At 71.8% G+C, this 21,381-nt stretch carries 20 protein-coding genes; 11 read left to right on the top strand and 9 right to left on the bottom strand.

Going from position 1 to position 21,381, the window contains the following annotated elements:
- Window positions 1–40: 40 nt before the first annotated feature.
- Both ADK52_RS01895 and ADK52_RS01890 read left to right on the top strand, forming a co-directional pair.
- The gene (locus ADK52_RS01895; RefSeq protein WP_053688005.1) at window positions 41–1,336 is read left to right on the top strand and encodes a nucleotide sugar dehydrogenase; all 1,296 of its coding nucleotides are present in this window, start codon (window positions 41–43) and stop codon (window positions 1,334–1,336) included.
- 149 nt (window positions 1,337–1,485) lie between these two features.
- Entirely contained in the window at window positions 1,486–1,965 is a 480-nt protein-coding gene (locus ADK52_RS01890) for a hypothetical protein (RefSeq protein ID WP_053688004.1), read from the top strand.
- A 120-nt stretch (window positions 1,966–2,085) separates the two neighbouring features.
- On the opposite strand, the gene ADK52_RS01885 is transcribed toward ADK52_RS01890, so the two are convergent.
- The 4 genes from ADK52_RS01885 to ADK52_RS01870 form a co-directional block, all read right to left on the bottom strand.
- Window positions 2,086–3,210 (bottom strand): GuaB3 family IMP dehydrogenase-related protein, encoded by a 1,125-nt coding sequence (locus ADK52_RS01885; protein ID WP_053688003.1) that lies wholly within the window; start codon window positions 3,208–3,210, stop codon window positions 2,086–2,088.
- A gap of 135 nt (window positions 3,211–3,345) precedes the next feature.
- Window positions 3,346–4,845: an IMP dehydrogenase gene (guaB, locus tag ADK52_RS01880; RefSeq protein WP_053688002.1), complete on the bottom strand. Its 1,500-nt coding sequence runs from the start codon at window positions 4,843–4,845 to the stop codon at window positions 3,346–3,348.
- A 119-nt stretch (window positions 4,846–4,964) separates the two neighbouring features.
- A complete protein-coding gene (locus ADK52_RS01875) occupies window positions 4,965–5,594 on the bottom strand; it encodes a sigma-70 family RNA polymerase sigma factor (RefSeq protein ID WP_030154772.1) in 630 nt (209 codons plus the stop codon).
- A 459-nt stretch (window positions 5,595–6,053) separates the two neighbouring features.
- A complete protein-coding gene (locus tag ADK52_RS01870; RefSeq protein WP_003948568.1) occupies window positions 6,054–6,665 on the bottom strand; it encodes a response regulator transcription factor in 612 nt (203 codons plus the stop codon).
- Between the two features lie 379 nt (window positions 6,666–7,044).
- Between ADK52_RS01870 and ADK52_RS01865 the strand changes: the two genes are divergently transcribed.
- On the top strand, window positions 7,045–7,371 hold the full coding sequence (locus ADK52_RS01865; protein WP_030864318.1) for a WhiB family transcriptional regulator: 327 nt from the start codon (window positions 7,045–7,047) through the stop codon (window positions 7,369–7,371).
- Window positions 7,372–7,459: 88 nt separating this feature from the next.
- Here the strand turns inward: ADK52_RS01865 and ADK52_RS01860 are convergent, their stop codons facing one another.
- Complete coding sequence (locus ADK52_RS01860) at window positions 7,460–8,377, bottom strand: LysR family transcriptional regulator (RefSeq protein WP_053688001.1); 918 nt, start codon at window positions 8,375–8,377, stop codon at window positions 7,460–7,462.
- 80 nt (window positions 8,378–8,457) lie between these two features.
- On the opposite strand from ADK52_RS01860, the gene ADK52_RS01855 reads away from it, so the two are divergent.
- The 3 genes from ADK52_RS01855 (at window position 8,458) to ADK52_RS01845 (ending at window position 10,921) form a co-directional block, all read left to right on the top strand.
- On the top strand, window positions 8,458–9,183 hold the full coding sequence (locus ADK52_RS01855; protein ID WP_053688020.1) for an MOSC domain-containing protein: 726 nt from the start codon (window positions 8,458–8,460) through the stop codon (window positions 9,181–9,183).
- A 180-nt stretch (window positions 9,184–9,363) separates the two neighbouring features.
- The gene (locus ADK52_RS01850; protein ID WP_053688000.1) at window positions 9,364–10,137 is read left to right on the top strand and encodes an SDR family NAD(P)-dependent oxidoreductase; all 774 of its coding nucleotides are present in this window, start codon (window positions 9,364–9,366) and stop codon (window positions 10,135–10,137) included.
- A 94-nt stretch (window positions 10,138–10,231) separates the two neighbouring features.
- Window positions 10,232–10,921 carry an ester cyclase gene (locus ADK52_RS01845; protein WP_053687999.1) on the top strand — a complete coding sequence of 230 codons (690 nt, stop codon included), beginning with the start codon at window positions 10,232–10,234 and terminating at the stop codon, window positions 10,919–10,921.
- 69 nt (window positions 10,922–10,990) lie between these two features.
- On the opposite strand, the gene groL is transcribed toward ADK52_RS01845, so the two are convergent.
- Entirely contained in the window at window positions 10,991–12,622 is a 1,632-nt protein-coding gene (gene groL, locus ADK52_RS01840; RefSeq protein ID WP_053687998.1) for a chaperonin GroEL, read from the bottom strand.
- A 109-nt stretch (window positions 12,623–12,731) separates the two neighbouring features.
- Window positions 12,732–13,040 carry a co-chaperone GroES gene (gene groES, locus ADK52_RS01835; protein ID WP_030154760.1) on the bottom strand — a complete coding sequence of 103 codons (309 nt, stop codon included), beginning with the start codon at window positions 13,038–13,040 and terminating at the stop codon, window positions 12,732–12,734.
- A gap of 256 nt (window positions 13,041–13,296) precedes the next feature.
- Between groES and ADK52_RS01830 the strand changes: the two genes are divergently transcribed.
- Genes ADK52_RS01830 through ADK52_RS01815 form a run of 4 tightly spaced genes read left to right on the top strand, consistent with a single transcriptional unit; the run spans window position 13,297 to window position 18,174 of the window.
- On the top strand, window positions 13,297–13,989 hold the full coding sequence (locus tag ADK52_RS01830) for a response regulator transcription factor (protein WP_053687997.1): 693 nt from the start codon (window positions 13,297–13,299) through the stop codon (window positions 13,987–13,989).
- Entirely contained in the window at window positions 13,982–15,457 is a 1,476-nt protein-coding gene (locus ADK52_RS01825) for a sensor histidine kinase (protein WP_159045821.1), read from the top strand. Before ADK52_RS01830 ends, ADK52_RS01825 begins: the two co-directional genes overlap by 8 nt.
- A 57-nt stretch (window positions 15,458–15,514) precedes the next feature.
- On the top strand, window positions 15,515–16,789 hold the full coding sequence (locus ADK52_RS01820) for an LCP family protein (protein ID WP_078987811.1): 1,275 nt from the start codon (window positions 15,515–15,517) through the stop codon (window positions 16,787–16,789).
- Window positions 16,777–18,174: an FtsW/RodA/SpoVE family cell cycle protein gene (locus tag ADK52_RS01815; RefSeq protein ID WP_053687995.1), complete on the top strand. Its 1,398-nt coding sequence runs from the start codon at window positions 16,777–16,779 to the stop codon at window positions 18,172–18,174. The genes ADK52_RS01820 and ADK52_RS01815 overlap by 13 nt, the downstream gene beginning before the upstream one ends.
- Before the next feature lie 70 nt (window positions 18,175–18,244).
- On the opposite strand, the gene ADK52_RS01810 is transcribed toward ADK52_RS01815, so the two are convergent.
- Entirely contained in the window at window positions 18,245–19,114 is an 870-nt protein-coding gene (locus tag ADK52_RS01810) for a polysaccharide deacetylase family protein (RefSeq protein WP_053687994.1), read from the bottom strand.
- Window positions 19,111–20,058 carry a polysaccharide deacetylase family protein gene (locus tag ADK52_RS01805; RefSeq protein ID WP_053687993.1) on the bottom strand — a complete coding sequence of 316 codons (948 nt, stop codon included), beginning with the start codon at window positions 20,056–20,058 and terminating at the stop codon, window positions 19,111–19,113. Before ADK52_RS01805 ends, ADK52_RS01810 begins: the two co-directional genes overlap by 4 nt.
- Window positions 20,059–20,178: 120 nt before the next feature.
- Between ADK52_RS01805 and ADK52_RS01800 the strand changes: the two genes are divergently transcribed.
- Window positions 20,179–21,357 carry a THUMP-like domain-containing protein gene (locus ADK52_RS01800; protein WP_053687992.1) on the top strand — a complete coding sequence of 393 codons (1,179 nt, stop codon included), beginning with the start codon at window positions 20,179–20,181 and terminating at the stop codon, window positions 21,355–21,357.
- The last annotated feature ends 24 nt before the right edge of the window (window positions 21,358–21,381 follow it).

Genomic DNA, 21,381 nt, shown 5'->3' with positions numbered 1-21,381 from the left:
CCAGCCCCCTCATGCATGCCAGGGAAAGGGACGGCACCCCATGCCCGCAGATCTCGCCGTCATCGGACTGGGCCACCTCGGCCTCCCGCTGGCGCAGGCGGCCGTCGCCGCCGGAATCGAGACGGTCGGCTACGACAGCGGTCCGGCGGCGGCAACGGCCGCGGACCCGGCCACGGCCTCGCCCGCGGCCACCGTCATCACAGCCACCACCGCCACGGACTCCACCCTCACCGCCGCCGAGATCCGCCGCATGTCGGCCGCCGGCTTCCGGATCACCACCAACCCCGCCGAACTCGGCCGGGTCCGCACCGCCGTCATCTGCGCCCCGACCCAACTCGGCGCCGACCGCGCGCTCGACCTCTCCGCCGTCGGCGAGGCGGGCCGCACGCTCGCCGCCCGGCTGCGCCCGCACACCACCGTCATCCTCGAATCCGCCGCCCACCCGGGCGTCACCGAGGACTACCTGCGCCCCATCCTGGAAGCGGGCTCCGGACTGCGCGCCGGCCGGGACTTCCACCTCGCGTACTCCCCCAGCCGCCTCGACCCCGGCAACCGCACGCACGGAATCGCCAACACCCCCAAGGTGATCGGCGGCCTCACCCCCGCCTGCACCGAGTCCGCGCACGCCTTCTACGCCCGCCTCACCGAGAAGGTCGTCCGGGCGCGCGGCCTGCGCGAGGCCGAGACCGTACAGCTCCTGGAGACCAACTACCGGCACGTCAACATCGCCCTCATGAACGAGATGGCGGTGCTCTGCCACGACCTCGGCGTCGACCTCTGGGACGTCATCCGCTGCGCCGAGACCAAGCCGTACGGGTTCCAGGCCTTCCGGCCCGGCCCGGGGGTCGGGGGCCGCAGCGTCCCCCTCGACCCCAACTACCTCCCCCACACCACCCGCACCCCGGGCCACCCCCTGCGCATGGTCGGGCTGGCGCAGGAGATCAACGGCCGGATGCCCCAGTACGTCATCCAGCGCTCCGCCACCCTGCTGAACGAGCACGGGAAGTCGGCCCGCGGGGCCCGCGTCCTGCTGCTCGGCGTCACGTACAAGCCCGACCTCGGCGACCAGGAGGGCTCACCGGCCCGCGAGATCGCCAGCCGGCTGCTCGACCTCGGGGCGCTGGTCAGCTACCACGACCCGTACGTCGCCGGATGGCGCGTCAGGGACCGGCCCGTCCCCCGGGCCGAGTCGTTGTACGAGGCCGCCGCGAACGCCGATCTGACGATCCTTCTCCAGCACCACCGCACGTACGACCTCCAAGGCCTGGCGGTGAAGGCGCAGTTGCTGCTGGACACCCGCGGGGCCAGCCCGGCGGGGGCGGCACACCGGCTCTGACCGGGCGGACCACGCCGGACCGGGCCCGGAAATCGCTTCAGCGGATGTCGGATCCGCCTGCTAGCCTGCGGCGACTTATCTCATCCATACGTCCCCGGCCGACCTCCGCGGACACCCGTATGCCCGAATCCCTGGGGGGGATTTCCACCATGAGCCAGCACATCCAGCCGCCCGCGCCCGAGTCCGAAGCGGTCGCCGTCCCGTACCCCGCCGAGCCCGCCCGCAGCGGCAACATCGGCCTGGGCATCGCCGCGGCCGTGGTCGCCGCCCTGGCCGCGGCCGCCGCGTACGGCGGGATCATGAACGCGATCGACCGCCAGGTCGGCTACGCGGCGGTCGGCGTCGGCCTGCTGATCGGCTTCGCCGCCGGAAAGCTCGGCGGCAAGAACCCGGTGCTCCCCGTGGTCGGCGCGGTCTTCTCCCTCGGCGCCGTCTACCTCGGCCAGCTGTTCTTCATCGCGCTGGCCCTGGCCGACTACGGCAACGTCGGCCTCGGCGAGGTCCTCGACAAGGCGGGCGTCGGCGGCCTGAACGACATCTGGCAGGAGGGCGCGGACGCGATGGACTACGTCTTCCTCGCCATCGGCGGCTTCGTGGCCTTCGGCGCCGCGAAGAAGGCCAGCGACTGATCCTGCACCCGACGGACGGAGCCGGACCGCCCGCGCGGCCGCCCGGCGCCGCCGCCGAACGCCGAAGGGCCGGCTCCCCCATCCGGGGAACCGGCCCTTCGCGTACGTACGGCGTGCGGGTCAGCGGCTGTGCTGCGAGTCCGCGATCGTGACCTCGACCCGCTGGAACTCCTTGAGCTCGCTGTAGCCCGTGGTGGCCATCGAGCGGCGCAGGGCGCCGAAGAGGTTCATCGAGCCGTCCGGGGTGTGCGACGGGCCCGTGAGGATCTCCTCGGTGGTGCCGACCGTACCCAGGTCGACCTTCTTGCCGCGCGGCACGTCCTCGTGGACGGCCTCCATGCCCCAGTGGTGGCCCTTGCCGGGCGCGTCGGTGGCACGGGCCAGCGGAGAGCCCATCATCACGGCGTCGGCGCCGCAGGCGACGGCCTTGGGGAGGTCGCCGGACCAGCCCACGCCGCCGTCGGCGATGACGTGCACGTAGCGGCCGCCGGACTCGTCCATGTAGTCGCGGCGGGCCGCGGCCACGTCCGCGACGGCGGTGGCCATCGGGACCTGGATGCCGAGCACGTTGCGCGTGGTGTGCGCGGCGCCGCCGCCGAAGCCGACCAGGACGCCCGCGGCGCCGGTGCGCATCAGGTGCAGGGCCGCGGTGTACGTGGCGCAGCCGCCGACGATGACCGGGACGTCGAGCTCGTAGATGAACTGCTTCAGGTTCAGCGGTTCGGCGGCGCCGGAGACGTGCTCCGCCGACACGGTGGTGCCGCGGATCACGAAGATGTCCACGCCCGCGTCGACGACGGCCTTGGAGAACTCGGCGGTGCGCTGCGGGGAGAGCGCGGCGGCGGTGACGACACCGGAGTCGCGGACCTCCTTGATGCGCTGCCGGATCAGGTCCGCCTGGATCGGGGCGGAGTAGATCTCCTGGAGACGGCGCGTGGCGGCGTCCTCGTCCAGCTCCGTGATCTCGTCGAGCAGCGGCTGCGGGTCCTCGTACCGGGTCCACAGGCCTTCGAGGTTCAGCACGCCGAGGCCGCCGAGCTCGCCGATGCGGATGGCGGTCTGCGGGGAGACGACCGAGTCCATGGGGGCGGCGAGGAACGGGAGCTCGAAGCGGTAGGCGTCGATCTGCCAGGCGATCGAGACCTCCTTCGGGTCCCGCGTACGCCGGCTCGGGACGATGGCGATGTCGTCGAACGCGTACGCCCTGCGGCCGCGCTTGCCGCGCCCGATCTCGATCTCAGTCACGTGTGGTGGCCTTTCCTCTGGGTCTGCCCGTCCAGTATCCCCGAACCCCGGCGCCCCGCGTTCCGGTGACCGCTGTACGGACGCAACGTCAAGGGGGCGGGTCCGCCGGACCCGCCCCCCTCACGCGCTGTCGGTTCAGCCCTTGCGGCTGTAGTTCGGCGCCTCGACGGTCATCTGGATGTCGTGCGGGTGGCTCTCCTTGAGACCCGCCGACGTGATGCGGACGAAGCGGCCGCGGTCCTGGAGCTCCGGCACCGTGCGGCCGCCGACGTAGAACATCGACTGGCGCAGGCCGCCGACGAGCTGGTGCACGACCGCGGAGAGCGGGCCGCGGTACGGGACCTGGCCCTCGATGCCCTCGGGGATGAGCTTGTCGTCGCCGCCCACGCCCTCCTGGAAGTAGCGGTCCTTCGAGAAGGAGCGCTGGTCACCGCGGGACTGCATCGCGCCGAGCGAGCCCATGCCGCGGTACGACTTGAACTGCTTGCCGTTGATGAAGAGCAGCTCGCCCGGGGACTCCTCGCAGCCCGCGAGCAGCGAGCCGAGCATCACCGTGTCGGCGCCCGCGACGAGCGCCTTGGCGATGTCGCCGGAGTACTGCAGGCCGCCGTCGCCGATGACCGGGACGCCGGCCGCCTTCGCGGCGAGCGAGGCCTCGTAGATGGCGGTGACCTGCGGGACGCCGATGCCGGCGACGACGCGGGTGGTGCAGATGGAGCCGGGGCCGACGCCGACCTTGATGCCGTCGCAGCCGGCGTCGATCAGCGCCTGGGCACCGTCGCGGGTGGCGACGTTGCCGCCGATGACGTCGACGGAGGAGTTCGACTTGATCTTGGCGACCATGTCGCCGACGAGCCGGGAGTGGCCGTGGGCGGTGTCGACGACGATGAAGTCGGCGCCCGCCTCGATCAGCGCCTGGGCGCGGTCGTACGCGTCGCCGGCGACGCCGACCGCGGCGCCGACCAGGAGGCGGCCGTCCTTGTCCTTGGCGGCGTTCGGGTACTTCTCGGCCTTGACGAAGTCCTTGACCGTGATGAGGCCCTTGAGGATGCCCGCGTCGTCGACCAGCGGCAGCTTCTCGATCTTGTGGCGGCGCAGCAGCTCCATGGCGTCCACGCCGGAGATGCCGACCTTGCCCGTGACCAGCGGCATCGGGGTCATGACCTCGCGCACCTGGCGGCTGCGGTCCGACTCGAAGGCCATGTCGCGGTTGGTGACGATGCCGAGGAGCTTGCCGGCGGGGTCGGTGACCGGGACGCCGGAGATGCGGAACTTCGCGCAGAGCTCGTCGGCCTCGCGCAGGGTCGCGTCCGGGTGCACCGTGATCGGGTCGGTGACCATGCCGGACTCGGAGCGCTTGACCAGGTCGACCTGGTTGGCCTGGTCGGCGATGGAGAGGTTGCGGTGCAGCACGCCGACGCCGCCCTGGCGGGCCATCGCGATGGCCATGCGGGCCTCGGTGACCTTGTCCATCGCCGCGGACAGCAGCGGGACGTTCACACGGACGTTCCTGGAGATGAGGGAAGAGGTGTCGATCGCATCAGGCGACATGTCCGACGCGCCCGGCAGCAGCAGCACGTCGTCGTAGGTCAGTCCGAGCGTGGCGAATTTGTCGGGCACTCCGTCGGCGGTCATGACACCTTCCCAAATGGTCTTGCTCAGCGCGGATGTCCATGCTAACGGGATCCCGACGCGTCTCATTCCACGACCAAGGTCAAGCAGAAGTTTCGTCTGTTCCTACGAGGATGCGGGACCTACTGCTCGGCGAGCGCGCGCAGCCGACTGAGCGCGCGGTGCTGGGCCACCCGCACCGCACCGGGGGACATCCCGAGCATCTGCCCGGTCTCCTCGGCCGTCAGGCCGACCGCCACCCGCAGGACGAGGAGCTCGCGCTGGTTCTCCGGAAGGTTGGCCAGCAGCTTCTTGGCCCAGGCGGCGTCGCTGCTCAGCAGCGCCCGCTCCTCCGGACCCAGCGAGTCGTCCGGCCGCTCCGGCATCTCGTCGGAGGGCACGGCCGTGCTGCCCGGGTGCCGCATGGCGGCCCGCTGGAGGTCGGCGACCTTGTGCGCGGCGATGGCGAAGACGAAGGCCTCGAAGGGACGGCCGGTGTCCCGGTACCGCGGCAGCGCCATCAGGACGGCGACGCAGACCTCCTGCGCGAGGTCCTCCACGAAGTGGCGGGCGTCGCCGGGGAGCCGTGAGAGCCGGGTCCTGCAGTAGCGGATCGCGAGCGGGTGAACGAAGGCGAGCAGATCGTGCGTCGCCTGCTCGTCGCCCTCGACCGCGCGGCGTACGAGCGCGCTGACGGCCCCGGCGCTGCCGCCTTTGGCGGCGCCGGTGGAGCCTGTGGCCGTGGGTGACCCCGGGGCCTCGTCGTCGCGCATCAATCCATGGTGCCTTGGCGCCGGAGCATTCGCGCCGCCACGGCCCGTGTTGTGCGTCGAAGCGTTATGAGCGGGTGCGCCTGAGCTCGTCATTGCGCCCTCCCCTCCCGCTCGACCGAATACTCCCCGAGGCCCCATCCCAGAAAATGCGCCACACCTCAAGCATGCGGCATCGCGCGCGAAGCGACACGTCCCCCGATTGTGCCCCGCCCATCCCCGGGTGCGCACCGGGTACGGCGGGACGGGAACGGACGAGCACACGACCGGCACACGACGGGCGCGCGCCGGGCGTGCGCCGGGGCGGCCGGGGCCTGCCGCGGACGGCCGGAGGCAACCGGACGCACGGGCGGACACGCGGACGGGCACACGGGCGGACCCACAGCCCGGGCGCCCGGCGTGCCGCCCCGCCCGCCGGTGGCGGACGGGACCGCTCTCAGCGTCCGGCCTGCGGTCCCGCGGTCAGCGGACCAGACCCCAGCGGAACCCGAGCGCCACGGCGTGCGCCCGGTCCGAGGCGCCGAGCTTCTTGAACAGCCGGCGGGCGTGCGTCTTGACCGTGTCCTCGGAGAGGAAGAGCTCGCGCCCGATCTCCGCGTTGGACCGGCCGTGGCTCATGCCCTCCAGCACCTGGATCTCGCGCGCGGTGAGCGTGGGCGCGGCGCCCATCTCGGCCGAGCGGAGCCGGCGCGGGGCCAGTCGCCAGGTCGGGTCGGCGAGTGCCTGGGTGACCGTGGCCCGCAGTTCGGCGCGCGAGGCGTCCTTGTGCAGGTAGCCCCGGGCGCCGGCGGCGACCGCGAGGGCCACCCCGTCCAGGTCCTCGGCGACCGTCAGCATGATGATGCGGGCGCCCGGATCGGCCGAGAGCAGCCGGCGCACCGTCTCCACACCGCCCAGCCCCGGCATCCGTACATCCATCAGAATCAGGTCGGAGCGGTCGGCACCCCAGCGGCGGAGGACTTCCTCGCCGTTGGCAGCCGTCGTCACACGCTCGACGCCGGGCACGGTGGCAACCGCGCGACGGAGCGCCTCTCGGGCAAGCGGGGAGTCGTCGCAGACGAGGACGGAAGTCATGACCGCCCTCCGCAGCTGCTGATGCGCGTCACCTTGAGCCTCCAGGCTGGTACGTATCGTCACCTGTGCGGTCGATGCCCTCGGACACCTGTCCGGGAACTTCTTGGTTCAACCGCCTTCGCACTCTCAACGATGGTCACTCGAAAGAGTTACGGGTCGGACGGACACCTTCGGCACTCTACGTGAGGAAGCGAACACGACGCGGGTGCCACTCTCCGCGTGTCCTCCATCTGGAGCTATGCCCTATTTGGCGGCTTTTCTTCCTTTTGGCACGTGTCTGAGGCTAGATTCCCAATGAGTCATATTTACATCTACTACGACAGTAGGTGTGGAGACTTGGACCGTATCCGTCTCAGTACCGGCACCAAGAGGACTACCCATGGCAGATTTCTCCCGCCTCCCCGGACCGAACGCCGACCTCTGGGACTGGCAGCTGCTGGCCGCCTGCCGGGGGGTCGACAGCTCCCTCTTCTTCCACCCGGAAGGCGAGCGGGGCGCGGCCAGGAGTGCGCGCGAGGCCTCGGCTAAAGAGGTCTGCATGCGATGCCCGGTGCGCTCGGAATGCGCCGCGCACGCACTGGCCGTCCGCGAGCCCTACGGGGTGTGGGGCGGCCTCACGGAGGATGAGCGCGAAGAGCTGATGGGACGCGCGCGCCATCGCCTGATCCCCGCCTCCAGCACGATCGGACCCCTTCCGCCGCACTGACCCGAGGTTCGCCGAAACGTACGAAGGAACGTTTCCTCAACCCGTACGCGGACCGGAACGTCACGCGATTGGCCGTACCGCCGTACGGTCAGCGCGTGGCGGCCCGCTCCAGTTCGGCCAGGGTCGCCGCCACGGCCGGTACGCGCGCCAGGTCGGGCAGGGTCAGCGCCACGACCTCCCGCTCCACCGCCGGCTCCACGGCCACCGTGCTCACGCCCTTGGCCCGTACGGACTCCACCGCCAGCTCCGGCAGTACGGCGACGCCCAGCCCGGCGCCGACCAGGCCGACCACGGCGGGGTAGTCGTCGGTCGCGAAGTCGATGCGCGGGGTGAAGCCCACCTCCTCGCACACCTCCACCAGATGGCGGCGGCAGCGCGGACAACCCGCGATCCAGGGCTCGTCGGCCAGTTCCGCCATGCTCACCCGCTCGGCCCCCGCCAGCCGGTGCCCCTCCGGAACCAGCCCGACGAGCCGGTCCGTGAGCAGGGGCCGCACCACGAGGTCCTCCCACTCGCCCTCGGCGGCCTGGCCGCCGGCCGAGGGGGAGGCCGAGCCGTACCGGAAGGCCAGCGCCAGATCGCAGTCGGCCTCGCGCAGCATCTCCACCGACCGCGGCGGCTCGGCCTCGACCAGCGAGATCCGGGTGCCGGGGTGTTCGGCCCGCATCGCGGCCAGCGCCGTCGGCACCAGCGTGGAGCTCCCGCTGGGGAAGGACACCAGCCGGACCCGGCCCGCGCGCAGCCCGGCGATGGCCGCGACCTCCTCCTCGGCGGCGGTCAGCCCGGCGAGGATCCCGGCGGCGTGCCGGACCAGGGCCGTACCGGCCTGGGTCAGCCGCATCTCGCGGCCGGCCCGGACGAGCAGCGGGGTGCCGGCCGACTGCTCCAGCGCCTTCATCTGCTGGGAGACGGCGGGCTGGGTGCAGCCGAGCTCGCGGGCGGCGGCGGAGAAGGACCCGGTGCCGGCGACGGCGCGCAGCACCCGGAGATGACGTGCCTCGATCATCCTTCGAGCATAAGCCCCGCTTTGATCTCGGCGCGAATATTCTCGTGACCCTTTGAGCAAGCTGGACTACCGTGGCCCTCATGACCCCCACCGCTCCCGGCGCCTCCGGCACCTCCGGCGCGCCCGCCGCCGCCCCGCGCGTCGTCTCCGTGAACCTCGGCCGCGCGACGGCCGTCGACCACACCGACGCGCCGGGCGGGGTGACCGGCATCGGCAAGCGCCCGGTACCCGGCCCGGTCCACGTGTTCCCTCCCGGGCCCAAGGGCGTCGGCGCCAGCGGCCTCAAGGGCGACGCCGTCTGCGACCTGCGCCATCACGGCGGGGACCACCAGGCCGTCTACGCCTACGCGCGCGAGGACCTCGACTGGTGGGAGGGCGAGCTGGACCGCGAACTGCCCGCCGGGCTGTTCGGCGAGAACCTCACCACCTCCGGCATGGACCTGACGGGCGCGCTGCTCGGCGAGCGCTGGCGGGTCGGCGCGGGCGGCCTCGTCCTCGAAGTGGCCTCGGCCCGCATCCCGTGCCGCACCTTCCAGGGCGCGCTCGGCGAGCGGGGCTGGGTCAAGCGGTACACGCAGGCCGCGCGGCCGGGTGCGTACCTGCGCGTGGTCCAGGAGGGGCCGGTCTCCCCCGGCGACTGCGTCGAGCTCGTCCACCGCCCGGACCACGACGTGACGGTGGAGCTCTGGTTCCGGGCCTTCACCACCGACCGGTCGCTGCTCGCGCGCACGCGGGCGGCGGGCGCGGCCATGGCGCCGGAGTGGCACGAGAAGGCCCTCGCCCACGCGGAGAAGTACGGGCAGTAGGAGCGGAGTAGGAGCGCGGTCGGGCCCAAGGAGCCGAAAGCGGAGGTCAAAGCGGTCTTTCGTAGCCGGAAGTAGCGGTTCCGCAGCGGGAAGCGACGACGCGCGGGGCCGTGCGTCACGAAGGGGTACCGCCCGGCGGGCTCCTCTTGAGCTGTCGCCGTGGGCGGCTAGGTTGCGCCTATGACGACTGCGTTGATTACGGGATCCACGGCGGGCATCGGCGCCGCATTCGCCCGGCGGCTCGCCGCCCAGGGCCACAACCTCGTACTGGTGGCTCGCGACACGAAGCGGCTCGGCGAGCAGGCCACCGAGCTGCACGACCGGCACGGCATCGAGGCCGAGGTGCTGGCCGCCGACCTCTCCACCGACGAGGGCATCGCGGCCGTCGAGCACCGCCTCGGCGACCGTACGCACCCGGTGGACCTGCTGGTCAACAACGCGGGCTTCGGCAACAAGGGCCGCTACCTCGAAGTCTCCATGGCCGACGAGCTGACCATGCTGAAGGTGCACATCGAGGCCGTCCTGCGGCTGACCTCGGCGGCCACCGAATCGATGCGCTCGCGCGGCCGCGGCGGCGTCGTCAACGTGGCCTCGGTGGCGGCGTTCGTGCCGCGCGGCACGTACGGGGCGAGCAAGGCCTGGGTCGTGCAGTTCACGCAGGGCGCGGCGCGGGACCTGTCCGGATCGGGCGTACGGCTGATGGCCCTGTGCCCCGGCTTCGTCCGCACCGAGTTCCACCAGCGCGCCGGCATGGGCACGGACAACATCCCCAACTGGATGTGGCTGGACGCGGACAAGCTGGTGGCGGCGGCCCTGGACGACCTGGCGCGCGGCAAGACGGTCTCGATCCCGGATCCGCGGTACAAGGCGCTGATGGGCCTGGTGAAGCTGACGCCGCGCGGGCTGCTGGGCGGGGTGTCCTCCCGTACGGGCCGCAAGTACGGCCCGCAGTAGCCCGAGTGACCTACGGGTAGGCCGTTCCCCAAACCGGCCGACCGGGTGAAATCTCCCTAAACTGGATACGTCCCATCCAGCGCGGGAGTACGCCATGACATTCGTACAAATAGTCGATTACGAGACCAGCAGGCCCGAGGCCGTCAACGAGGTCATCGACCGGTACCTGGCGGAGACGAAGGGCAAGCGCACCGTGGCCCACACCGTGGTGGGCAAGGACCGGGAATCCGACACGCGCTACGTCGACGTCGTCGAATTCCCGTCGTACGAAGCGGCCATGAAGAACTCTCACCTCCCGGAGACGGACAGGATGTTCCAGGAGATGATGGCCCTCTGCGACGGGATGCCCCGGTTCACCAACCTGGACGTCGTCCGCGACGAGCACCTCAACGCGCTGCTCGCGAACCGCATGTACGAAGAGGTCGCGATGAAGGGCGACATGTCCGTCGTGGACGAGATCTTCGCGGCGGACTACCGGGACCACGACATCAGCCGGCCGGACGTCAAGGTCGGCCGCGACGGCATCCGCGAGGACGTGCAGATGTGGCGCGCCGCCTTCGACTTCACCTTCACGCGGGACGCCCAGATGGCCCAGGAGGACTACGTCACCACGATGTGGACCTTCAACGGCAAGCACAAGGGCGAGTTCATGGGGATCGCCCCGACCGGCAAGGACTGCACGATGACCGGCACGACGGTCTTCCGGTGCGAGGACGGAATGATCAAGGAAGGCTGGTGGCACTACGACGCCATGCGCCTGATGAGGGAACTGGGCGCGATGTGACGTCACCGCGCCTACGGGAAGGCCCCGTTCCGCCGATGCGGAACGGGGCCTTCTCGATGTGGGGCGCGATCAGTGGCTGTGGCCGTGACCGCCGTGGCTGTGACCGGCGTCGCCCTCGTCCTCGGCCGGCTTCTCGACGACCAGGGTCTCGGTCGTGAGCAGCAGGGAGGCGATGGAAGCGGCGTTCTCCAGCGCGGAGCGGGTGACCTTGACCGGGTCGATGACGCCGGCCTTGACCAGGTCGCCGTACTCGCCGGTGGCGGCGTTGAAGCCCTGGCCCTTGTCGAGCTCGGCGACCTTCGAGGTGATGACGTAACCCTCGAGGCCGGCGTTCTCGGCGATCCAGCGCAGCGGCTCGACGGCGGCGCGGCGGACGACCGCGACACCCGTGCCCTCGTCGCCGGTCAGACCCAGGTTGCCTTCCAGCACCTTCACGGCGTGGACGAGCGCGGAGCCACCGCCGGAGACGATGCCCTCCTCGACCGCCGCGCGGGTCGCCGAGATGGCGTCCTCGAGGCGGTGCTTCTTCTCCTTGAGCTCCACCTCGGTGGCGGCGCCGACCTTGATGACGCAGACGCCGCCGGCGAGCTTCGCCAGGCGCTCCTGCAGCTTCTCGCGGTCCCAGTCCGAGTCCGTGGACTCGATCTCGGCCTTGATCTGGTTGACGCGGCCGAGGACCTCGTCGTGGCTGCCGCCACCGTCGACGATGGTCGTGTCGTCCTTGGAGATGGTCACGCGGCGCGCGGAACCGAGGACGTCCAGACCGGCCTGGTCGAGCTTGAGGCCGACCTCTTCGGCGATGACGGTGGCACCGGTGAGGGTGGCCATGTCCTGGAGCATCGCCTTGCGGCGGTCACCGAAGCCGGGGGCCTTGACGGCGACCGCGTTGAAGGTGCCGCGGATCTTGTTGACGACGAGGGTGGAGAGCGCCTCGCCCTCGACGTCCTCGGCGATGATCAGCAGCGGCTTCGAGGCGCCGGCCTGGATGACCTTCTCGAGCAGCGGCAGGAGGTCCTGGATGGAGGAGATCTTGCCCTGGTTGATCAGGATGTACGGGTCGTCGAGGACGGCCTCCATACGCTCCTGGTCGCTCACCATGTACGGCGAGAGGTAGCCCTTGTCGAAGGCCATGCCCTCGGTGAACTCCAGCTCCAGGCCGAAGGCGTTGGACTCCTCGACGGTGATGACACCGTCCTTGCCGACCTTGTCCATCGCCTCGGCGATGAGCTCGCCGACCTGCTGGTCCTGCGCGGAGAGCGCGGCCACGGCGGCGATGTCGGACTTGTCCTCGATCGGGCGGGCGGTCGCGAGGAGCTCCTCGGACACGGCCTTGACCGCGGCGTCGATGCCCTTCTTCAGGGCGGCCGGGGAGGCGCCGGCGGCGACGTTGCGCAGGCCCTCGCGGACCAGCGCCTGGGCCAGCACGGTGGCGGTGGTGGTGCCGTCACCCGCGATGTCGTTGGTCTTGGTCGCCACCTCCTTCACGAGCTGCGCGCCCAGGTTCTCGTACGGGTCGTCCAGCTCGACCTCGCGGGCGATGGTGACACCGTCGTTGGTGATGGTGGGGGCGCCGAACTTCTTGTCGATGACGACGTTGCGGCCCTTGGGGCCGATCGTCACCTTCACCGTGTCGGCCAGCTTGTTGACGCCGCGCTCGAGGGCGCGACGGGCGTCCTCGTCGAACTTCAGGATCTTCGCCATGGGAGCGGTTCAGCCCTCTCGAAAACTCGGGTTTAACGAACTGCGCCCCTTGCCGCCCGGCAATCAGCGGGGTGACCAGGGGCGCAGCTCAAAGCAATGCTTCGGTGAATTACTTCTCGATGATCGCGAGCACGTCGCGAGCCGAGAGGACGAGGTACTCCTCGCCGCTGTACTTCACTTCGGTGCCGCCGTACTTGCTGTACAGCACGATGTCGCCGACGCTGACGTCCAGCGGGAGACGCTGGCCGTCCTCGAAGCGGCCCGGGCCCACGGCGAGGACGACGCCCTCCTGGGGCTTCTCCTTCGCGGTGTCCGGGATGACCAGGCCGGAAGCCGTGGTCTGCTCGGCGTCGAGCGGCTGGACCACGATGCGGTCCTCGAGCGGCTTGATGGCAACCTTGGAGCTGGTGGTCGTCACGATCCGACCTCCCCCTTCGGAGATCTCACGGGGCTAACTGTCTGGGTGGCGACCAGGTGGATCCGTCGTCGCGGGTGCCGGACCTGCCCGTCGCCGTATTGGCACTCACCGGGGGCGAGTGCCAGGTGCGAGACTATTCCGGCGATTAGCACTCGGTCAAGCGGAGTGCCAACACGCTCCCCTGGATGATCCGGATCGGGGGTGCCCCGGGGCCGGGGCCGGGCTCCCCAGGTGGGCGGTATGTGACGCTTGGGGCGTGCGCATCCTCGTGGTCGAAGACGAAGAAGGCCTCGCCGACTCGCTGCGGCGCGGCCTCTGCGCCGACGGGCACTGGGTCGACCTCGCCCACGACGGCCACAGCGGGCTGGACCTCGCCCGCACCGGCTCGTACGACGCCGTCCTGCTCGACCTGATGCTGCCCGGCCTCAGCGGCTACGAGATCTGCGCCCGCCTGCGGGCGGACGGCGACCCCACGCCCGTCCTCATGCTGACCGCCAAGGACGGCGAGTACGACGAGGCCGAGGGCCTCGACTGCGGCGCCGACGACTACCTCACCAAGCCCTTCTCGTTCGTGGTCCTGGCCGCCCGGCTCCGCGCCCTCGCCCGCCGGGCGGCCGGAGCCACCGGGGCCGCCGACCCCCACCGCACCCTCCAGGCCGGCGACCTCGTCCTGGAACCCGCCGGCCGCCGCTGCCGCCGCGGTACGCACGACATCGAGCTCACCGCCCGCGAGCTCGGCGTGCTCGCCTGCCTGATGGAACAGCCCGGCCGGGCCGTCGCCAAGCAGGACATCCTCGACCAGGTCTGGGACACCCCGCACGCCATCGACCCGAACATCGTCGAGGTGTACGTGTCCTCGCTGCGCAAGAAGATCGACGCCCCCTTCGGCCGCCGCTCGATCCTCACCGTGCACGGCACCGGCTACCGCATGGCCCCCGACGGTGGCTAGAAGGAGCCGGGGGCCGCTCCGGCGGCGGGCGGCGCTGGCCGCCGCGCTCGCCATGGCGGCCGTACTGGGCGCCGGCGGGCTGTGGCTCTACACCCTGCTGCGGGCCAACCTCCTCGACAACACCACCGGCCGCACCGAGCTCGCCGCCCGCAAGGCCGCCGCCCGGTTCGACGGCCACGCCTGGCCCGGCGGCCCCGCGCCCGGCGGGCGGCTGCCCGCGCCGGAGGGCGGGGTGGACCTGGTCCTCGTACGGGACGCGCGGGGGCGGATCGTCGCCTCCACCGGGGACCTCGGGGACGATCCCGGCCTCGGCGGCCTCCGCCCGCCCGGGCCCGGTGCAGCGGGTGCAACCGGTGCACCCGGCGTGTCCGGCGCATCCGGTGCATCCGGTGCATCCGGTGCATCCGGCGAGGACTCCCGCTCCGCCGTGCTCCCGCCCGCGCGCCCCGGCGCGGAGCGGCGCGTGGTGGTCGCGGTGGACGCGCCGGGCGGGCACGAGGTGTACGCCGTCACCGTGCTCGGCGACGTGGACGACGCGACCCGCGCCATCGCCCTCGGCCTGCTGGCCGGCTCGCCCCCGCTGATCGGCTTCGCGGCGGCCCTCGCCTGGTGGGTGACGGGGCAGGCGCTGCGCCCGGTCACCGCGATCCGGACCGGGCTCGCGGCGGTCACCGCCAGCGAGCTGGACCGCCGCGTCCCGGATCCCGGCGGGGCGGACGAGATCGCCCGGCTGGCCCGGACCGTCAACGACACGCTCGACCGGCTGGAGCGGTCCGACGCCCGGCAGCGGCAGTTCACCGCGGACGCCTCGCACGAGCTGCGCAATCCGCTGGCCGCGGTCCGAGCCCGGCTGGAGGTGGCGCTGGCCCAGGCCCGCCCCGACCGGGAGTCGGTCGCGGGCGCACTGGCCGACACCGAGCGGCTCCAGCGCATCGCGGCGGACCTGCTGCTGCTCGCCCGCCTCGACGGCGGCCCCGTGCCGCGGCCCCGGACCGAGCCGGTGGACCTGGCGCTGCTGGCCGCGGAGGACCTGGCCCGGCGGCCGGCCCCCCGGGTTCCGCTCCGGCTGGACGCGCAGGCTCCCGTACCGGCGGCCGGGGACCCGGCGCGGCTGGAGCGGGCGCTGGCCAACCTGGTGGACAACGCGCTGCGGCACGCCCGTACGGGGGTCGTCGTACGGGCGGCCACCGAACCGGCGGACCCCGGCGGGAGCGGCTGGGCGGTGCTGGAGGTCGAGGACGACGGTCCCGGCATCCCGGCGGAGGACCGCGACCGGGTCTTCGAACGGTTCGTCCGCCTGGACGCCGACCGCGGCCGCGCGGGCGGCGGTACGGGCCTCGGCCTGGCCATCGTCCGCGAGATCGCCCGCGCGCACGGCGGCGAGGCCCGCGCGCTGCCGTCGGGGGGGGGCGGCGGCGCCCGCCTCGTCCTGCGCGTGCCGGCCGGCGGAACGGACCCGGAGTCCTGAACCTCCCTTCAGGAGTCTCAGGACTCCTTCAGCACCCCTCCCCCACCATCGACTGGCATGAGCGCGCACCGGAGGAAGACCAGCCATCCCGCCCGCCGGCCCCGCCACCCCCGGCCCCGCCGGTTCCGCATCGCCCGCACCCTGCTCGTCGCCGTCTGCGCGCTGGCCGTGATGGCCGCCGCCGGGGCCTGGTACGCGTACCGGGACCTCGCCGGCAGCATCGGCAGCTCCAAGGCCCTGGAGGGCGCCGAGAAGTCGAAGTACGGCGACACCAACATCCTGCTGATGGGCCTGGACAGCCGCCGCGACCAGAACGGCGAGGAACTGCCGGAGGAGGTCCTCGACAAACTGCACGCCGGCAGCTCCGACATCGGCGGCTACAACGCGAACACGCTGATCCTGCTCCACGTCCCCGGCGACGGCAGCCGGGCGAAGGCCTTCTCCATCCCGCGCGACGACTTCGTCGCCCTGCCGGGGCGGGGCAAGGACAAGATCAAGAAGGCGTACGGGCTGGCGAAGGCCGCGGAGGAGGAGCGGCTCGCGGCCCAGGGGGTCAAGGACCGGCGCAGGCTGGAGCGCGAGGGGCGGGAGGCCGGCCGCAAGGCGCAGATCGAGACGGTACGGAACTTCCTGGGCGTCCCGGTCGATCACTTCGCCGAACTCAACCTGGCCGGTTTCTACCACCTGGCGGACGCGCTGGGCGGCGTACCGGTGTGCCTGAAGAAGCCGGTGCGGGACACGTACTCGGGCGCCGACTTCCCGGCGGGCCGCCAGAGCCTGAACGGTCAGCAGTCCCTGGCCTTCGTGCGCCAGCGGCACGGCCTGGACATGGGCGACCTGGACCGGACGAAGCGGCAGCAGGCCTTCCTGGCGGGTGCCACGCAGAAGCTGAACTCGGCCGGGACCTTCACCGATCCGGCCAAGCTGATGAAGCTGATCGACACGGCGAAACAGGACGTGGTGACGGACGCGGGGTGGGACCTGATGTCGTTCGTGAAGCAGGCGAAGAACCTGTCCGGCGGGAAGGTGGCGTTCACGACACTGCCCGTCGAGCGGTTCGGAAGGAACCATGGGGAGGACATAAACGTCGTAGACGATATGAAGATAAAGCGCCTCATTGCCGAGCAGATCGGACCGGGGGCTTCCGCCTCTGCGGCCGCTCCGAGCCCGAGCGGCGCACCAGGCGCCTCTCCGGGACCGGCCGACGCCGCCCCCTCGGCGGGCGCGGGCGGGGGCGCGGGTGTCGGCGCGGGCGTCGGCGAGGGTGCGGGTGCGGGTGCGGGCGGTTCCGCCCCCGCCATCGACGGTGGCGGCATCCCGTGCGTGGACTGAGTCCGCTCACGACGGCCGGCGCGCGCCGCCGTACCGAGGCGCTGCTCCTCGTCTTCGTCGTCGCCCTCACCGTCTTCGGGCACGCGAGCGCCGGCCTGGCGATGAACGGCGAGCTGCCCGCCAACCTCACCGGGTTCACGATCAGCATGACGCTGCTGGCACTGGTGGGGCACCTGGGCGTGCGCCGGTTCGCGGCGTACGCGGATCCGCTGATCTTCCCGCTCGCCATGCTGCTGTCGGGGCTGGGGCTGGTGCTGCTGCACCGGCTGGACCAGTCGTACATCGCGCGGTACGGCGGCGAGGCGAACGCGCCGGGGCAGTTGCAGTGGACGGTCATCGGCGTGGCCGCGTGCCTGGCCGTGGTGGCGCTGCTGCGGGACCACCGGCTGCTCCAGCGGTTCATCTACATCACGATGGCGGTCGCGCTGGTGCTCCTGATCGCGCCGGCGTTCTTCGGTGCGGACACGTACGGCGCGAAGCGCTGGATCATCCTGTTCGGGTTCTCGCTCCAGCCGGGCGAGTTCGTGAAGATCATGATCGCGATCTTCTTCGCGGGCTACCTGGTCATCCACCGCGACTCGCTGGCCCTGACGGGCCGGAAGTTCCTGGGCATGCGGCTGCCCCCGATGCGCCAGCTCGGGCCGATCATCACGGTGTGGATCGTGTCGCTGCTGGTGCTGGTCTTCGAGCGGGACCTGGGTACGTCGCTGATCTTCTTCGGCGTGTTCGTGGTGATGCTGTACGTCGCCACCGAGCGCACCAGCTGGATCGTGACGGGCCTGCTCATGGCGGGGGTCGGCGCCTTCGTGGTGGGCTCGACGGAGCCGCACGTCAAGGGGCGTGTGGCCGCGTGGCTGGAGCCGCTGTCCTACTACTGGAAGGAGCGGCCGCCGGGGGTCATCTCGGACCAGTCCGCGCAGGCGCTGTTCAGCTTCGGCACGGGCGGCATGTCGGGGACGGGGCTGGGGATGGGGCACCCGGAGCTGATCGGCTTCGCGGGGCGCAGCGACTTCATCCTGACCACGGTGGGCGAGGAGCTCGGGCTGGCCGGGGTCATGGCGGTGCTGCTCCTGTACGCGCTGCTGGTCCAGCGGGGGCTGCGGATGGCGCTGGGCGCCCGGGACCCGTTCGGGAAGCTGCTGGCGGTGGGCCTCTCGGCGGCGCTGGCGCTCCAGGTCTTCGTGGTGGCCGGCGGTGTGACGGGCCTGATCCCGCTGACCGGCAAGGCGCTGCCGTTTCTGGCGAAGGGCGGCTCGTCCCTCCTGGCCAACTGGATCATGATCGCCCTGCTCCTGCGCATCAGCGACAGCGCGGAACGCCAGCGCGAGGCGGACGCCCAGGGCCCGGCGGAAACCACGATCACCCCGGTGGTCGCGGCGCGCTGACGGGCGGGGATCCGCGGCAGGCGCGGTGGCCGCGGGTCGCGGCGGCGGGCACCGGCTTCGATACGAGGGGTCAGAGGTAGTCCTCCAGGCGGCCTATGCGGTAGCCCTGTTCCTGGATGCGCTGGAGCATGCGCGTGGTCATCTGGATTTCCGTCGAGCCCTTGAGCTCGGAGGGGCCGCGGAAGTGGGCCAGGATGATGTCGCCCGGTTTGAGGGCGGAGCCCTCGGCGTACTGGAAGTTGTTGATCTGCATCGACACGCGCCACAGGATCACCTGCGATATGCCGCACTCGGAGGCGGCCTTGAGGGTGTCGTCGTTGTAGTTGCCGTACGGCGGGCGGAAGCGGACCGGCTTGGTGCCGAAGCGCTTCTCCAGGTGTTCCTGCTGGCCGCATATCTCCTTCTTCTGCGCCGCGAAGGGCAGGGTCCGGAGGTTCGGGTGCGTCAGGGTGTGGTTGTTGATCGTGCTGCCGGAGCCGTTGTCACGGAGCTTCTCGAAGTGCCCGTAGTCCGACGAGGCGATGTTGTCCGTCAGGAACATGCTGATCGGCAGCTTGAGGTCGGCCGCCATCTTCAGGAACTCGGGGTCCTTCTCCGCGCCGTCGTCGAAGGTCAGGAAGACGACCTTGTCGCCGGCCGGGACGGGTATTCGGTCCACCACCTGGGCCTTGCCCGGGGCGGCCGGGGCGATGGCGGGCTTCTGGGCCGGCTTCGGGGCGAACTGGAGGGGGGACTTCAAGCCCCACTTCTTGTACGCCTCGTCGCCCGGCATGCCGGACGACGGTGACGGCGACGCGGCCGCCGTCGGCGGCCGCGTCGTCTCCGGAGTCTTGCCGCCCAGCCTCTCGACCGGGTCCACGCTGTCCCCGCACCCCGTCAGGGACAGCGCGAGCGCGCCGGCCGCCAGCGTCCCGGCCACGAACCGGCGCGCGTACCTCACAAGTAGTCCTCCAGGCGAGCCACGGCGTACCCCTTGTCCGTGACGGTCTTCATGACATGACGGATCATGTCAGGCATGGACCCCTTCCAGTCCTCCCGCCCTCGGAAATGAGTCAGGATGATGTCTCCAGGGTGGAGGTCCCGGTCCCATTCCCGCCAGTCCATGCGGTTCGGGAAGGCCTCCGCGTTCCACAGCGGGACCGCCTTGATGCCGCAGGACTTCGCCGCGCGCAGCGTGTCCTCGTTGTAGTTGCCGTACGGCGGCCGGAACAGCGTCGGCCGTTTGCCGAACTGCTTCTGGATCGTGTCCTGCTGCCCGCAGATCTCCTCGTGCTGCGCCTCGTACGAGAGCGCCGGCATGTAGCGGTGGTTGAGCGTGTGGTTGTTCAGGGAGACGCCGGCGGCCTGCATCTCCTTGAAGTAGGGATAGTTGTCGCGGATGAGGTAGTCGCTGAGGAACGCCGTGTACGGGATCTTCAGCTCCTGCATCATCTTCAGGAACTCGGGGTCCTTCTCCGCGCCGTCGTCGATCGTCAGGAAGACGACCTTGTCCTCCGTGGGGACGGTGGTGAAGACGGGCGGGAGGTCCTCCTGGCCCTCGACCTCGAAGCCCTCGCGCGTGGTGATCTCCGGCTTCGTCTTGGGCGCGGCCGGCGCGGTCAGCGGCGGCTTGGCCAGCTTCCACTTCTTCGCCGCGGCGACCCGGGCCTGCTGGGCGGCCTTCTGCTGCTCGGCGGGGTTCGCGACCGCGCCCGCGGCGCCCGCGGGCGCGTCCGCGGGCTTGCCGCCCTTGCGGGCGGGAGCGGAGTCGGCGGCGGAGCCGCATCCCGTTCCGAGGGCGGCGACCAGCAGTGCGGCCAGCGCCACCCCGACGCGGCCGCGCGGACCCGCCGCGGACCGGTGACCATGAAGCGTCTTATGTTCGTTTTGTCCGACTAGCTGCATAGCAGCGCATCCTGGCACCCGCCACGCGCGCTTCCCGGACGACACCTCGCGCCGCGCTGCCACGTTCCTCCGACCGGCCCACACGCACCCGCCACCGGCGGGGGAGCCGACAATGGAGGCGTGACCCCCGAAGACTTCGCCGCCCTCCTCACCCCCGAGGGCCGCGCCCTCCTCGACTCGCTCCGCGACCACGACCCGGCCCAGGAGCTCGCCCTCGCCACCCGGCTGCGCCGCGAGCACCCCGCCGCGCTGGTCTCCGCCGCGCTCGGGCAGGCCCGGCTGCGGCAGCGCGCGGTGGCGAAGTTCGGGGCCGAGGACGCGTTCCGGATGTACTTCACGCCCGGCGGCGGCGAGATGGCCACCCGCGCCCCGGTGGCCTCGTACCGCGCCGAACGGCTCGCGGAGCTCGGCGTGCGCAGCGTCGCGGACCTGTGCTGCGGCATCGGAGGGGACGCCCTCGCCCTGGCCCGGCTCGGCATCCGCGTCCTCGCCGTGGACCGCGACCCGCTGACCGTCGCCGTCGCCCGCGCCAATGCCGAGGCCCTGGGGCTGGCCGAGCTCATCGAGGTCCGCGAGGCGGACGTGACCGACATCGACGCCTCCGGGTACGAAGCCGTCTTCCTCGACCCCGCCCGGCGGTCCGGCCGCGGCCGGACCTTCGACCCCGAGAGCTACTCGCCGCCGCTGTCGTGGGCCGTCGAGGCCGCCCGTACGGCCAAGTACGCCGCCATCAAGGTCGCCCCCGGGATCCCGCACGAGGCCGTGCCGGCGGAGGCCGAGGCCGAGTGGATCTCGGACCAGGGGGACGTGAAGGAGGCCGTGCTGTGGTTCGGGACCGCGCCCGGCACCGTACGCGCCACCCTGCTGCCGGGCCCGCGCACCCTGCACACCACCGATCCGCTGCCCGACCCCGAGGCCGGGCCGGTCGGCCGCTACCTCTACGAGCCCGACGGCGCCGTGATCCGCGCCCACCTCGTCGCCGAGGTCGCCGAGCAGCTGGCCGGCCGGCTCATCGACCCGACCATCGCGTACGTCACCGCCGACGAACTGCGCGCGACCCCGTACGCCACCGCGTACGAGATCACCGACGTGCTGCCGTTCGGCCTCAAGAAGCTGAAGGCGCTGCTGCGCGAGCGCGGGGTCGGCATCCTGACCGTCAAGAAGCGCGGGTCGGCCATCGAGCCCGAGGAGCTGCGCAGGAAGGTCAAGCCGCAGGGGCCGCACTCCGCGACCGTCTTCCTGACCCGGGTCGCCGGGGCCCCGTCGATGCTGATCGGCTCGCCCGTCGGCGCGCCGTAGCACCGCCGACCGGCCCGCCCGCCG

It is taken from the genome of Streptomyces sp. WM6372 (assembly GCF_001279655.1).
Classification (GTDB): Bacteria; Actinomycetota; Actinomycetes; order Streptomycetales; family Streptomycetaceae; genus Streptomyces.
The sequence above is the reverse complement of the archived record's forward strand: the minus strand, read 5'-3'. Positions and strand labels throughout refer to the sequence as shown.